Consider the following 14,027-nt stretch of genomic DNA (forward strand, 5'->3'; position numbering starts at 1 on the left):
ACTGATTAATGTTCACAGTTTTCTGTATCTTTATCATCGAGTTGCATCTGTGTTTGATACATTACGCAGTGCGATTTCCCCTTATCATTGAATTGGAGCACCAAATGAAAGTGGCAGTTCATCCTATTTCCCTCGCAGTATTAAGTGGCATGCTAACGCTTGCTGGCCCAACAATGGCCGATACCATCAAGCTTCGTATTATCGAAACCACCGACATTCACACCAACGTGATGGATTACGATTACTACAAAGACCAACCATCACAGCAAATCGGTTTAAGTCGCGCAGCGACAATAGTGAAACAAGCTAAGTCCGAGACAGAAAACACGGTACTAGTAGATAACGGTGATTTAATTCAGGGCAGCCCAATGGGCGATTACATGGCGGCGAAAGGGATTAACGCTGGCGAAATCCACCCGGTATACAAAGCGATGAACCAGTTGGATTACGATGTGGGTAACATTGGTAACCACGAATTCAACTACGGCCTTGAGTTCCTGAAAAACTCTATCGACGGTGCGAACTTCCCTTATGTTAGTGCTAACGTTTTCGACAAGAAGACAGGCGAGCACTACTTCAAACCTTATCTAATTAAAACGCACACGTTCAAAGACACTGATGGTCAAAGCCACGAAATCAAAGTGGGTTACATCGGCTTCGTCCCGCCACAAATCATGGTATGGGATAAGAAGAATCTAGAAGGAAAAGTCTTCGCTGAAGACATCACTGAGACAGCGAAAAAGCTGGTTCCTCAGATGAAGAAAGAAGGCGCAGACGTTATTGTGGCGATTCCACACTCAGGCATTTCTACTGATCCATACAAACTAGGCGCTGAAAACTCTGTTTACTACCTCACAGAAGTTGAAGGTATTGATGCGATTGCTTTTGGCCACTCTCACGCCGTCTTCCCAGGGAAAGACTTCGCAAACCTACCTGGTGTTGATATAGATAAAGGGACCATCAATGGTGTAACGTCCGTGATGCCGGGCCGCTGGGGAAGTCACGTAGGTGTGATGGATTTGATGCTAAAAGAGAAAGACGGCAGATGGCAAGTCGTCGAAGGCCAAGCAGAAGCACGCCCTATCTTCGATAAAGTAAATAAGAAGTCATTAGCTAAAGCCGATGCAGATATTGTGAAAGCGTTAGAAGAAGATCACAAAGGCACTCGTGAATTTGTAAACCAACCAATCGGCAAAGCAAATGATGTCATGTACAGCTTCTTGGCATTAGTGCAGGACGACCCCACCATTCAAATCGTTAACCTTGCTCAGAAAGACTACGTAGAACGCTTTATTCAAGGCGACCCAGACCTTTCTGACATTCCAGTACTGAGTGCGGCAGCACCATTTAAAGTCGGCGGTCGTAAGAACGATCCGAATAACTTTACAGAAGTAGAATCCGGTCAGCTCACCTTCCGTAATGCGGCCGATCTTTACTTATATCCAAACACCTTGGTTGCGATGAAAGTGAAAGGTAAAGAAGTTCGCGAATGGCTAGAGTGCAGTGCGGGTCAATTCAACCACATCGACATCAACAATCCTAAACCGCAATCTTTGATTGATTGGGATAATTTCCGTACGTACAACTTCGATGTTATTGATGGGGTTAACTACCAAATCGACGTTACCCAACCGCCGAAGTACGATGCGGATTGTAAAGTGATTAATCCAGATTCTCAGCGCATTGTGAATCTGACGTTCAATGGTAAGCCTGTCAATCCGAAGCAAGATTTCATCATCGCAACCAATAACTACCGTGCTTATAGCAATACTTTCCCTGGTACAGGCCCAGATTTCATTGCATTTGACGCACCAGATGAAAACCGCTCTGTCGTCGCCACTTATATTTCTCGCGTGAGTGAAGAAAAAGGAGAAGTGACACCAAGCGCTGACAACAACTGGTCTTTCGCACCGATTAAGTCCGATAACAAGCTAGATATTCGTTTCGAAACCTCCCCTAGCGATAAAGCGGCGCAGTTCATCAAAGAGAAAGGACAATACCCAATGAAACGCGTGTCAACAGACGACATTGGTTTCGCAATTTATCAAATCGATCTGAATAAATAAGGTTGATTTGACAGCAACACTAAGCGGCTCTCATGAGCCGCTTTTTTGTTATCAATAAAACCCGTTAAAATAAAGAAAACCGTTTCCGAGTTATCACATGCACATCGATCTTTTTTCAGACTTAGTCAATCATGGCTTTTTAGAGACAGAAGCAAACCAACTTATTGAAAATGGTGAGTTGCTCGAACTGCCTACACGCCACATTCTTAATCACCAAGGGGAGTTGAGCTCACACCTTTACTTCATCATTGAGGGGTTATGCCACGCAAGCTATCTTACTGAGCACGGCAAAGAATTCAGTAAAGAATTTTATTGGGAGAAGGACTGGGTTATCGGGTTTGAGAGCATAATAAAGGACCAACCTTCGCCTTACTTATTGGAAACGCTGAGCGCTTGTCAGCTATTTTGCTTGCCAATTGAAACGTTGCATCACTGGCGAGCAGAAAAGCACGCCATTTACTTAAAGCTACTCGAAAACCAACTGGTTAATAAAGAGAATAAAGAACGCTTTATGTTGCTCTACTCTCCAGAGGAACGATATCAATTATTTTGCGCTCATTACCCAGATTTAAAGCAACGTATTACCGATAGTCAAATTGCGGCCTACCTGGGCATTACGCCAATCAGTTTGAGTCGAATCAAAGCACGCTTAACCAAAGATCACACTCTCAAATAAACTCAAAAAAGAAAAAAGCTCTTCAAACGAAGAGCTTTTTCTCTGCTATTTGAGCTATTTAAGAATTCGCGCCCGGAACTGGCGCCCTTTCATCTTGCCGTTACTAATGGTTTGTAGAGCCTTTTTAGCCACAGACTTTTCGACGGCAACATAAGCGCGCACAGGGAATAGGTGAATCTTTCCGACTTGAGAGCCTGGAATACCATTTTTTCCTGTCAAACAACCTAAAATATCACCCGGTCGTACTTTCTGTTTCTTACCGCCATCAATGTTAATCGTCACCATCTTCGCTTGGTATGGCTGCTGATTTGATTTGGCAGGCAATGTTGCTGGTACCACGTCCATCTCTAGGTATTCTTCAATACGAGCTACACGTAAACCGTCTTTCTCACCAAAAAAGCTGAACGCTAAACCTTTACTACCCGCACGACCTGTACGACCAACACGGTGCACATGAACCTCAGGATCGCGCGATAGCTCAAAGTTAAAGACAGCATCAAGATTATCAACGTCCAAACCACGCGCCGCAACGTCTGTTGCAACAAGGATAGACACACTCTTGTTAGCAAACTGCACCAATGCTTGGTCGCGTTCACGCTGCTCTAAGTCCCCATGGATATCGATAACGCTGAATCCTTTGTGATGCAACTCATCTGCGACACTTTGCACTTCTTTTTTGGTATTACAAAAAACAACCGCGGACTCTGGTTGGTGAGTCAGCAGTAAATTCGCCAATGCTTCATCACGCGCTTCCGAGCCTTCAACTTTATAGAAGTACTGCGCAATGCTTGAAGTATCATGCGTCGATTCCACCTTAATCACTTCCGGTGTCTGCATTATACGCTGCGCAATTTGCTCAATTTTTTCTGGAAAAGTAGCACTGAAAAGTAGAGTTTGACGCTGCTTTGGCGCTGCATCGATGATTGCATCTAATGCGTCTTGGAAACCCATGTCCAACATGCGATCAGCTTCATCTAGCACCAAGGTATTCAGTTCGCTAAGATCAATTCGGCCTTTTTCAAGGTGATCCAAAATACGACCAGGAGTACCAACTAGGATATGCGCACCATGCTCTAACGAACCAATTTGTGGCCCCATAGGCATCCCACCACAGAGAGTAAGCACTTTAATATTATGAATGCCGCGACCTAAAGTACGAATTTCCTTCGCTACTTGATCTGCAAGCTCACGTGTTGGACACAATACTAATGACTGGACACGAAAGCGTTTGACGTTGAGGTTCGATAAAACCCCTAAACCAAATGCAGCGGTTTTACCTGAGCCCGTTTTACCCTGCCCGATGACATCACGATGTTTTAGGATTGCAGGCAAGCTCAAAGCTTGAATTGGCGTCATGTGGGTATAGTTCAGGGAATCAAGTGTGGCGAGTAACGCTGGGTTAAGCCCAACTTGATCGAATGTTTGTTTGCTCACGGGGATATCCTCAGGTGAGATGGAAAGAGGGCACATTATCACCAGATTTGGTGGGAAAACCAGTGCTAATTAACCTTTGTTAATGAGTATGAGCTCAAAACAAAGTAAAGTCAGTCACTCTATTCTCATTACGGATAACAACATGCTCACTTGGATTACTTTGCCCTTTGCTCAGCTAACAACCACGCAGCTGTATGAAATGATGAAATTGCGTGTGGATGTATTCGTTGTTGAACAAACCTGCCCTTACCCTGAACTGGATGGTAAGGACACGCTGGAAGGCGTTTATCATCTAATAGGCTATCACGGTGATGAACTGGTTGCTTGCGCAAGATTACTGCCCGCAGGCACTACGTATGACAATGTGAGTATTGGTCGAGTGGTGACAAAGCAGACCGCGCGAGGCGGTGGCTTAGGTCATAAGTTATTGGACAAGGCCTTGGCACAATGCGAAACATTATGGCCAGGACAGACAATAGATATAGGTGCTCAAGAACACCTCATCCAGTTTTATGCTAGTCATGGATTCAAGGTTATCTCAGAGTGCTATCTTGAAGATGGTATCCCTCATGTGGATATGCGGAAAGAATCCGTAGCGCTATAAGCTTCAACTCGATTGGTTACTATGAAAACTAATCGCTATGAAAAACTAACTAAAAAGACGCGATATCTTCGCGTCTTTTCATTTGAAGCGTTTACTTGTTACGTCCAAAGGTCCCATCCGATAAACGGAAAAACATAACGGACCGCCCGCTTTTTTCCAGCTGTAGCATATCTAACTCACCTTCGTCACTAAGCTTAAAGCGAATCAATTGTCCCTGCTTTATTTGGCTTAGCGGCTTATCACTGCCCTCTATTTTGACTAGAGCGCTAAGATCCGCCATAGAGAGCTGATTACTTCTGAAAACCTGCGCTAATGTATCACCATTTTTAACCGTGTACTCTTTCCAGTCTTCAGATTTCGGTCCAGAGTTCTGAGAGGTTCTCTGCTGGCTTAAACTCTGCGCGTTCAGCTCAATCGCTACGCGTGGATGATCGACCTCAGTCTGCTCAACTGGTTGTTCTGTTTTATTCGGCAAAGGAATAACAAGGAGTACCAGAATCAATGGCACTAAGACCATCAAAGCACGCTGATGAAATTTAGGCAGACGCAACCAAAACTGCTTAACAGGCTGTATACGCTCCAACCATTGCTCTTTGTTGAACGGCTGCTTCCAGTCGATAGCAGCGAATTTTTGTTTAACCAATTCGACATAGTCGACTTGCTGCTTTTTCTTTCTGCGACGATTCATTGTAATGAGTCCCTTAATACTTCTACGGCCAGTATAAAAATACCGACGCGGAGAGTATATGTTTTTCACCAAACTAAAATGGAATTGGGATTAAATTAGCAGAAATTTCACTTGGAGTAAGAGATAAGTCACAACCTGGCCGCCTCAATTAAGCATTCGGTCGCAATCATTTAAACCTAAGCTCGAAACTGATATCCTGATACCTTTATCACTCCTAATAAGAGCGACATTCATGTCTGAAATTAAATTTGAAACTGCAGAACAAAAAGCAAGCTACGGCATTGGTCTGCAAATGGGTCAGCAACTTGCAGGCTCTGGTCTTGAAGGTCTTAGCGTTGATGCTATCGCAGCAGGTATTGCAACAGCACTAACTGGTGACATGCCATCAATCGAAATTGATGAAATCAACAAAGCACTACAAGAACTTCACACTCGTGCAGAAACAGCTCGCCAAGAAGCAGCAAAAATTGCGGCAGCAGAAGGCGAAGCGTTCCTAAAAGACAACGCTCTACGACCTGAAGTTAACGTTCTAGACTCTGGTCTTCAGTACGAAATCATTTCTGAAGGTACTGGTGCAGTTCCTACAGCAGAAAGCTCAGTTCGCGTTCACTACCACGGTGAGCTAACTGACGGTACTGTATTCGATAGCTCTGTATCTCGCGGTCAACCTGCTGAATTCCCTGTTACAGGTGTAATCAAAGGTTGGGTAGAGGCACTACAACTAATGCCTGTTGGCTCTAAGTGGAAGCTATACGTACCACAAGATCTTGCGTACGGTGAGCGTGGCGCTGGTGCGGCTATCCCTCCATTTGCAGCTTTAGTTTTCGAAGTAGAACTATTAGATATTATCTAATTGAAACCATTTTCAATTATGATTAAATAAAACGGCGCACTAGCGCCGTTTTTTTGTCTAAACTGAATAGACTTTCTCACCTCTGAACCTTTCACTCTGATAGCCTTTAAAAATAAAATCACTTTTAAAAAACGCTCAACCTTTGGAGGTACTATGCGTAAAACACTCCTAACTCTAGCACTCCTATCAATCAACATTGGTAGTGCGCACGCATTCTTAGATTCAGTCACTCAAAAAAGTAAAGAAAGTGGTCTGATGGACATGGTCGGCAGCAGCTTGAACACCGAGTCATCTCCATTAACAGACATGCTAACTAGCCAATTACCAGTATCCACTGAGCAAGCAGCCGGAGGCAGTGGTGCGCTACTCGCTTTGGCTCAAAGCCAGCTTTCGCAAGAAAATAGTAGTGAATTACAGTCTTTGATTCCTGGACTTTCAAACTTGCAAGGAGCACAAAGCTTACTAGGAAATATTGAGAATATCAGTGCAGTAAAAAGTGCATTCGATACGTTAGGTTTAGACCCATCTATGATCAGTCAGTTTGCTCCAGTAATCTTGGATTACTTGAACAAGCAAGGCGCTAGCGAAGGGCTTCTAAGTTCGTTGGGCGGGTTGTGGAATACTAGTAAATAAGCGTAAGTGATAATCACTTTTTAAATTGCCAGTCTGCATGGGTTGAAATAAATGCAGGCTGGATATAAAGGTTTACAGAATTACAGATACAAAAAAGCCGAGCTAATGCTCGGCTTTCTCGTTCTTACGAACTGATTACTCAGCAGCTTCTTCAGCAGCTGGGCGATCTACAAGCTCAATGTAAGCCATTGGAGCTTTATCACCAGCACGGAAGCCAGCTTTTAGGATACGAGTGTAACCGCCCTGACGAGCAGCAAAACGTGGACCTAGTTCGTTAAATAGTTTTGCAACTACTTCGTTGTCACGAGTACGTGCAAATGCTAGACGACGGTTAGCAACACTGTCAGTCTTAGCTAGTGTAATCAAAGGCTCAACTACGCGACGTAGCTCTTTTGCTTTTGGCAAAGTAGTCTTGATAACTTCATGACGTACTAGAGAGCTAGCCATGTTGCTGAACATCGCTTTGCGATGTGAGCTGTTGCGGTTGAGTTGACGACCACTCTTACGATGGCGCATGACCTAATCCTTCTAACTAGTATCGATTAATCTTCAGCGATTGATGCAGGTGGCCAGTTTTCTAGGCGCATGCCCAGAGACAGACCACGTGACGCAAGTACGTCTTTAATCTCAGTAAGAGATTTTTTACCAAGGTTAGGCGTTTTAAGTAGCTCAACCTCAGTACGTTGTACTAGATCACCGATGTAGTGAATCGCTTCTGCTTTCAGACAGTTAGCAGAGCGAACTGTTAGTTCAAGATCGTCTACAGGACGCAGTAGGATCGGATCGAATTCTGGCTTCTCTTCCTTCTCCTCAGGAACTCGTACATCACGAAGATCTACGAATGCATCCAATTGTTCAGCTAGGATTGTAGCTGCACGACGGATTGCTTCCTCAGGTTCTAGAGTACCGTTTGTTTCCATATCGATAACAAGCTTGTCTAGATCAGTACGCTGTTCTACACGAGCTGCTTCTACAGCGTAGGCAATTTTGTCTACTGGGCTGTAAGTAGCATCTACTAGTAGGCGACCGATAGGACGCTCGTCTTCTTCGTTATGGATACGCGCAGAAGCTGGAACATAACCACGACCACGTTCAACTTTGATACGCATTGCGATCTCAGCGTTGTCATCCGTCAGGTGACAAATTACGTGTTCAGGGTTAGCGATCTCTACATCACCATCATGGGTGATGTCACCTGCAACCACAGGGCCCGAGCCTGATTTGTTCAAAGTAATGAACACTTCATCTTTGCCTTCGGCAACGCGCACAGCCAAACCTTTAAGGTTTAGAAGAATTTCAAGAATATCTTCTTGAACGCCTTCTTTCGTGCTGTACTCATGAAGTACGCCTTCAATTTCTACTTCTGTTACAGCACAACCTGGCATAGAAGATAGAAGGATGCGGCGAAGTGCATTACCCAGAGTATGACCAAAGCCACGCTCTAATGGCTCAAGAGTTACTTTTGCGTGAGTCGAGCTGATTTGTTCGATGTCAACTAGACGTGGCTTAAGAAATTCTGTTACAGAACCCTGCATTGTGTCCTCTCTTTAGTTTAAACCTTACTTAGAGTAAAGCTCGACGATCAATTGTTCGTTGATGTCAGCTGATAGATCAGAACGCTCAGGCATACGCTTGAATGTACCTTCCATCTTGCCACCATCTACTTCAATCCAAGTTGGTTTTTCACGTTGTTCAGCAACTTCTAGAGCTGCTTTGATACGAGCTTGCTGTTTAGCTTTCTCGCGAATAGAAACAACGTCATTAGCCGCTACTTTGAAAGAAGGAACGTTTACAACTTTACCGTTTACTAGGATAGCTTTGTGGCTAACTAGCTGACGTGCTTCTGCGCGAGTTGCGCCAAAGCCCATGCGGTAAACTACGTTATCAAGACGACCTTCAAGAAGCTGAAGTAGGTTTTCACCAGTGTTGCCTTTTAGGCGAGCAGCTTCTTTGTAGTAGTTACGGAATTGTTTTTCTAGAACGCCGTACATACGACGTACTTTTTGCTTCTCACGAAGCTGAACGCCATACTCAGATAGACGACCGCGACGAGCGCCGTGTACACCTGGTGCGTTATCAATTTTACACTTGGTATCGATCGCGCGAACACCAGACTTAAGGAATAAGTCAGTGCCTTCACGACGGCTAAGCTTCAGCTTAGGACCCAAATATCTTGCCATGATTCTTCTCCAATTGTCCTAGAAACGTTATACGCGACGTTTCTTAGGTGGACGACAACCGTTATGAGGGATTGGTGTAGCATCAACGATGTTTGTGATGCGGAAACCAGCGGCGTTTAGTGCACGAACAGTAGATTCGCGACCTGGACCAGGACCCTTAACCATAACTTCCAAGTTCTTTAGGCCGTATTCTTTAGCCATTTCAGCACAACGCTCAGCAGCAACCTGTGCAGCGAACGGAGTAGACTTACGAGAACCACGGAAACCAGAACCACCTGCAGTAGCCCATGCAAGAGCGTTACCTTGACGGTCAGTAATGGTTACGATTGTGTTATTGAAAGAAGCATGGATGTGCGCAACGCCATCTGCAACTTGCTTGCGTACGCGCTTACGAGCGCGAGTTGGTTGTTTAGCCATTGTACTCTACCTTCCCGATTATTTCTTGATCGGCTTACGCGGACCCTTACGGGTGCGAGCGTTGGTTTTAGTACGCTGTCCACGTAGTGGTAGACTGCGACGATGACGAAGACCACGGTAACAGCCAAGGTCCATAAGACGCTTGATGTTCATAGATACTTCACGACGTAGATCACCTTCTACAGTGTACTTAGCTACACCATCACGCAGTTGATCGATCTGCTCTTCAGTTAGTTCACTGATCTTAACATTTTCAGCAATACCCACTTCAGCTAGGATAGCTTGAGAGCGAGTTTTACCGATGCCGTAGATCGCTGTTAGAGCGATTACTGCATGTTTCTGATCAGGAATGTTAATGCCTGCTATACGGGCCATTATTCACTCCTAAGTGTTTCTATAAAAGAATTAGCCGCAGCAAAGCCCGTTATGGATACGCTGCGGAATACTACTTCTTTTGCACGCAAAAGGTAGGCCGAGGAATATACTCGACCCAACCTTCATTTTCAAGTAAAAATTTCTGCTAATTAGCCTTGGCGCTGTTTGTGCTTTGGCTCACTGCAAATCACGCGAACGACACCGTTACGCTTGATTACTTTACAGTTACGGCAGATTTTTTTAACGGAAGCACGAACTTTCATTGCTAAACTCCGTAAATGAAACTGAGTCTACCGCCGGATTAACGGCCGTAGCCTTTCAGATTCGCTTTCTTCAACACAGAATCATACTGTTGAGACATCAGATGAGTCTGTACCTGTGCCATAAAGTCCATAATTACAACAACTACGATTAGTAGCGATGTACCGCCGAAGTAGAAACGTACGTTCCACGCGACCATCATGAACTCGGGAATCAGACAGATAAAGGTAATGTACAGTGCACCAGCAAGGGTTAAACGTGTCATTACTTTATCAATGTATTTCGCTGTCTGCTCACCTGGGCGGATACCGGGTACGAATGCACCAGACTTCTTCAAGTTATCTGCTGTTTCACGCGGGTTGAAAACCAACGCCGTGTAGAAGAAACAGAAGAAGATAATTGCTGCTGCATAAAGCATTACATACAACGGTTGACCAGGGCTAAGAGCCAAAGACACGTCAGTTAACCAACCGAACGCGCTGCTCTCACCGTTTTGACCAAACCACTGAGCCAATGTTCCTGGGAACAAGATAATACTTGATGCAAAAATCGCTGGAATTACACCTGCCATGTTAATTTTAAGAGGCAAGTGCGAGCTTTGCGCAGCAAACACTTTACGACCCTGTTGACGTTTCGCATAGTTAACGACGATTCGGCGTTGACCACGTTCCATGAAAACAACGAAGTAAATTACTGCAAAAGCTAATACCGCGATTAGCAACAGAAGAAGTACATGCAATTCACCTTGACGCGCTTGCTCGATTGTTTGACCGATTGCAGAAGGCAATCCAGCAACAATACCTGCAAAAATCAGTATCGAAATACCGTTACCAATTCCGCGCTCTGTAATTTGTTCACCTAACCACATCAAGAACATGGTACCGGTTACTAAACTTACGGTAGCAATTAGCGTAAACATGGTTTGGTTGATAACAACCAGATTGTCGACCATGTTTGGTAGGCCAGTTGCAATACCTATAGCTTGGAAGGTTGCAAGTACAAGCGTGCCGTAGCGTGTGTATTGGCTTATCTTACGACGGCCTGCTTCACCCTCTTTTTTGAGTTCAGCTAACGCTGGATGAACTACAGTTAGCAATTGGACAACAATAGATGCCGAAATATACGGCATGATGCCCAATGCTAATATAGATGCACGCTCAAGAGCACCACCGGAGAACATGTTAAACATTTCAACGATGGTACCTTTTTGCTGTTCGAACAAATCGGCAAGTACAGCAGCGTCAATACCAGGAATCGGCACAAAAGAGCCGGCTCGGAATACTAAAAGTGCACCAATTACGAATAACAAGCGCGACTTTAGTTCACTTAAGCCGCTCTGAGCACTACGAAAATCTTGTCCTGGTTTCTTAGCCATCTGTACCTCGTTCCTCGAGATTATTCCTCGATTTTACCGCCTGCAGCTTCGATTGCAGCTTTAGCGCCTTTAGTCACACGTAGACCTTTAACAGTCACTGCTTTGTTGATTTCACCAGAAAGAACAACTTTTACAAATTCGATGTTCTTAGTGATGATGTTAGCAGCTTTAAGACTGTTTAGATCAACTACGTCACCAGAAACTTTCGCTAGCTCAGCTAGACGAACTTCAGCAGACACTAGGCTCTTACGAGAAGTGAAACCGAATTTTGGTAGACGTTGTTTCAGAGGCATCTGACCGCCTTCGAAACCTGGACGAACACTGCCGCCAGAACGTGATTTTTGACCTTTGTGACCACGGCCACCAGTTTTACCTAGGCCTGAACCGATACCACGACCTACTCGCTTCGCAGAAGTTTTCGCGCCAGCAGCCGGTGCTAGAGTATTCAAACGCATTCTGATTACTCCTCAACTTTAACCATGTAGTAAACCTTGTTGATCATACCGCGAATACACGGAGTATCTTCAAGTTCTACTGTGTGGTTGATTTTACGAAGACCTAGACCGCGCAAAGTAGCTTTGTGCTTTGGCAGACGACCAATTGAGCTTTTAGTTTGAGTTACTTTAATAGTTGCCATGGTGTTCTTACTCCGAAATAGATTCAACAGTTAGACCACGTTTAGCAGCAACCATTTCTGGTGACTTCATGCTACCTAGTGCATCGATCGTTGCACGAACGATGTTGATAGGGTTCGTAGAACCGTACGCTTTAGATAGTACGTTGTGTACACCAGCAACTTCTAGTACTGCACGCATCGCACCACCTGCGATAACACCAGTACCTTCTGCAGCAGGCTGCATGTAAACTTTAGAGCCCGAATGGCGACCTTTCACTGGGTGGTGAAGAGTGCCTTCGTTTAGAGCGATCGTAGTCATGTTACGACGCGCTTTTTCCATTGCTTTTTGAATCGCTGCAGGTACTTCACGAGCTTTGCCGTAACCGAAACCTACACGACCGTTACCGTCACCAACTACTGTTAGTGCAGTGAAGCTCATGATTCGACCACCTTTAACCGTTTTAGAAACACGGTTAACTGCGATTAGCTTTTCTTGCAAATCATTCGCTTGAACTTGTTGTTCTTTAGCCATCTTCCAACCCTACCTTAGAATTTCAGACCAGCTTCGCGAGCAGATTCTGCTAGCGCCGCTACTCGACCGTGGTATTGGAAACCAGAACGATCAAATGCAACTGCAGTTACGCCCTTCTCTAGAGCGCGCTCAGCAATAGCTTTACCCACTGCTTTAGCTGCATCAACGTTACCAGTGTATTTCACTTGCTCACGGATCGCTTTTTCTACAGTAGAAGCTGCTGCGATAACCTCAGAGCCGTTAGCCGCGATAACCTGTGCGTACACGTGACGAGGAGTACGGTGTACAACTAGGCGAGTCGCACCCAGTTCTGCAATCTTACGACGTGCACGTGTAGCACGACGGATGCGAGATGCTTTCTTATCCATAGTGTTACCTTACTTCTTCTTAGCTTCTTTAGTACGCACATTTTCATCTGCGTAACGAACACCTTTGCCTTTGTATGGCTCAGGCTCACGGTAAGAACGAATGTCAGCCGCAACTTGACCAACTAGTTGCTTGTCAGCACCAGTGATCACGATTTCAGTTTGGCTTGGACATTCAGCTTTAATACCCGCTGGCAACTCGTGCTCAACTGGGTGTGAGAAGCCTAGTGTTAGACCTACAGCGTTGCCTTTGATAGCAGCACGGTAACCTACACCTTTAAGAGTTAGCTTCTTAGTAAAGCCTTCAGTAACACCAACAACCATGTTGTTAACTAGAGCGCGAGCAGTACCTGCTTGAGCCCATGCGTTAGCAACACCTTCTTTAGGACCGAAAGTCAGGTTATTTTCTTCCTGAGCGATTACAACTGCGTTGTTAAGAACGCGAGTTAGTTCGCCTTTCGCACCTTTTACAGTGATTTCTTGGCCGTTTAGTTTCACCTCTACGCCAGCTGGAATAGCGACAGGTGCTTTTGCAACACGAGACATAGTCTACTCCTTATTAAGCTACGTAAGCGATGATTTCACCACCAAGACCTGCTTTACGTGCAGCGCGGTCTGACATAAGACCCTTGGAAGTAGAAACGATAGCAATACCAAGACCACCCATTACAGAAGGAAGTTCATCTTTCTTCTTGTAAACACGTAGACCTGGACGAGAAACACGTTTAAGTTGCTCGATTACTGGTTTAGCTTGGAAGTACTTAAGTGTAACTTCTAGCTCAGGTTTTGCTTCGCCTTCAACAGCGAAGTCAACGATGTAACCTTCAGCTTTTAGTAGTGCAGCAATTGCAACTTTAAGCTTTGAAGAAGGCATTTTTACAGCAACTTTGTTTGCTGCCTGACCGTTACGAACGCGGGTCAGCATATCCGAAATCGGATCTTGCATGCTCAT

Annotated in this window: 20 protein-coding genes; 5 read left to right on the plus strand and 15 right to left on the minus strand. The window is 44.9% G+C overall.

Features of this window, described 5'->3' with window-relative positions; translation table 11 throughout:
* Window positions 1-104: 104 nt before the first annotated feature.
* Together cpdB and R8O11_RS01160 are read left to right on the plus strand one after the other, a co-directional pair.
* The gene (gene cpdB / locus R8O11_RS01155; protein WP_047101902.1) at window positions 105-2,066 is read left to right on the plus strand and encodes a 2',3'-cyclic-nucleotide 2'-phosphodiesterase; all 1,962 of its coding nucleotides are present in this window, start codon (window positions 105-107) and stop codon (window positions 2,064-2,066) included.
* Between the two features lie 97 nt (window positions 2,067-2,163).
* Window positions 2,164-2,742, plus strand: a complete 579-nt coding sequence (locus tag R8O11_RS01160) for a Crp/Fnr family transcriptional regulator (protein ID WP_005379584.1) — start codon at window positions 2,164-2,166, stop codon at window positions 2,740-2,742.
* A gap of 54 nt (window positions 2,743-2,796) precedes the next feature.
* Here the strand turns inward: R8O11_RS01160 and dbpA are convergent, their stop codons facing one another.
* Window positions 2,797-4,176 carry an ATP-dependent RNA helicase DbpA gene (gene dbpA / locus R8O11_RS01165; RefSeq protein ID WP_053303346.1) on the minus strand — a complete coding sequence of 460 codons (1,380 nt, stop codon included), beginning with the start codon at window positions 4,174-4,176 and terminating at the stop codon, window positions 2,797-2,799.
* A 142-nt stretch (window positions 4,177-4,318) separates the two neighbouring features.
* Between dbpA and R8O11_RS01170 the strand changes: the two genes are divergently transcribed.
* Window positions 4,319-4,780, plus strand: a complete 462-nt coding sequence (locus R8O11_RS01170; protein ID WP_017820295.1) for a GNAT family N-acetyltransferase — start codon at window positions 4,319-4,321, stop codon at window positions 4,778-4,780.
* Between the two features lie 91 nt (window positions 4,781-4,871).
* Here R8O11_RS01170 and R8O11_RS01175 read toward each other — a convergent pair whose 3' ends face one another.
* Entirely contained in the window at window positions 4,872-5,468 is a 597-nt protein-coding gene (locus R8O11_RS01175) for a LysM-like peptidoglycan-binding domain-containing protein (protein WP_053303347.1), read from the minus strand.
* Between the two features lie 232 nt (window positions 5,469-5,700).
* Here R8O11_RS01175 and R8O11_RS01180 point away from each other — a divergent pair, with 232 nt between their 5' ends.
* Window positions 5,701-6,321, plus strand: a complete 621-nt coding sequence (locus R8O11_RS01180) for an FKBP-type peptidyl-prolyl cis-trans isomerase (RefSeq protein WP_005383137.1) — start codon at window positions 5,701-5,703, stop codon at window positions 6,319-6,321.
* A 153-nt stretch (window positions 6,322-6,474) separates the two neighbouring features.
* Window positions 6,475-6,954 (plus strand): DUF2780 domain-containing protein, encoded by a 480-nt coding sequence (locus R8O11_RS01185; protein ID WP_017820297.1) that lies wholly within the window; start codon window positions 6,475-6,477, stop codon window positions 6,952-6,954.
* A 135-nt stretch (window positions 6,955-7,089) separates the two neighbouring features.
* Here R8O11_RS01185 and rplQ read toward each other — a convergent pair whose 3' ends face one another.
* From rplQ to rpsH, 13 genes are all read right to left on the minus strand, one after another.
* Window positions 7,090-7,470, minus strand: a complete 381-nt coding sequence (rplQ, locus tag R8O11_RS01190) for a 50S ribosomal protein L17 (protein ID WP_005383141.1) — start codon at window positions 7,468-7,470, stop codon at window positions 7,090-7,092.
* 26 nt (window positions 7,471-7,496) lie between these two features.
* The gene (locus tag R8O11_RS01195) at window positions 7,497-8,489 is read right to left on the minus strand and encodes a DNA-directed RNA polymerase subunit alpha (protein WP_005383143.1); all 993 of its coding nucleotides are present in this window, start codon (window positions 8,487-8,489) and stop codon (window positions 7,497-7,499) included.
* Between the two features lie 24 nt (window positions 8,490-8,513).
* Window positions 8,514-9,134: a 30S ribosomal protein S4 gene (gene rpsD, locus R8O11_RS01200; protein ID WP_005383146.1), complete on the minus strand. Its 621-nt coding sequence runs from the start codon at window positions 9,132-9,134 to the stop codon at window positions 8,514-8,516.
* A 27-nt stretch (window positions 9,135-9,161) separates the two neighbouring features.
* Window positions 9,162-9,551, minus strand: a complete 390-nt coding sequence (gene rpsK, locus R8O11_RS01205) for a 30S ribosomal protein S11 (RefSeq protein WP_001118870.1) — start codon at window positions 9,549-9,551, stop codon at window positions 9,162-9,164.
* 18 nt (window positions 9,552-9,569) lie between these two features.
* Entirely contained in the window at window positions 9,570-9,926 is a 357-nt protein-coding gene (rpsM, locus tag R8O11_RS01210) for a 30S ribosomal protein S13 (RefSeq protein WP_005383154.1), read from the minus strand.
* 149 nt (window positions 9,927-10,075) lie between these two features.
* Complete coding sequence (rpmJ, locus tag R8O11_RS01215; protein ID WP_000868186.1) at window positions 10,076-10,189, minus strand: 50S ribosomal protein L36; 114 nt, start codon at window positions 10,187-10,189, stop codon at window positions 10,076-10,078.
* Between the two features lie 38 nt (window positions 10,190-10,227).
* On the minus strand, window positions 10,228-11,562 hold the full coding sequence (gene secY, locus R8O11_RS01220) for a preprotein translocase subunit SecY (protein WP_005379562.1): 1,335 nt from the start codon (window positions 11,560-11,562) through the stop codon (window positions 10,228-10,230).
* Between the two features lie 20 nt (window positions 11,563-11,582).
* A complete protein-coding gene (rplO, locus tag R8O11_RS01225) occupies window positions 11,583-12,017 on the minus strand; it encodes a 50S ribosomal protein L15 (protein ID WP_005383155.1) in 435 nt (144 codons plus the stop codon).
* A 5-nt stretch (window positions 12,018-12,022) separates the two neighbouring features.
* Window positions 12,023-12,199, minus strand: a complete 177-nt coding sequence (gene rpmD, locus R8O11_RS01230; RefSeq protein ID WP_005379565.1) for a 50S ribosomal protein L30 — start codon at window positions 12,197-12,199, stop codon at window positions 12,023-12,025.
* Between the two features lie 7 nt (window positions 12,200-12,206).
* Window positions 12,207-12,710, minus strand: a complete 504-nt coding sequence (gene rpsE, locus R8O11_RS01235) for a 30S ribosomal protein S5 (protein ID WP_004745894.1) — start codon at window positions 12,708-12,710, stop codon at window positions 12,207-12,209.
* A gap of 14 nt (window positions 12,711-12,724) precedes the next feature.
* The gene (gene rplR, locus R8O11_RS01240) at window positions 12,725-13,078 is read right to left on the minus strand and encodes a 50S ribosomal protein L18 (RefSeq protein WP_005379568.1); all 354 of its coding nucleotides are present in this window, start codon (window positions 13,076-13,078) and stop codon (window positions 12,725-12,727) included.
* A gap of 9 nt (window positions 13,079-13,087) precedes the next feature.
* Complete coding sequence (gene rplF, locus R8O11_RS01245) at window positions 13,088-13,621, minus strand: 50S ribosomal protein L6 (protein ID WP_005379570.1); 534 nt, start codon at window positions 13,619-13,621, stop codon at window positions 13,088-13,090.
* A gap of 13 nt (window positions 13,622-13,634) precedes the next feature.
* A complete protein-coding gene (rpsH, locus tag R8O11_RS01250) occupies window positions 13,635-14,027 on the minus strand; it encodes a 30S ribosomal protein S8 (protein ID WP_005379572.1) in 393 nt (130 codons plus the stop codon).

The sequence above is a fragment of the Vibrio sp. 1288 genome, assembly GCF_033344475.1.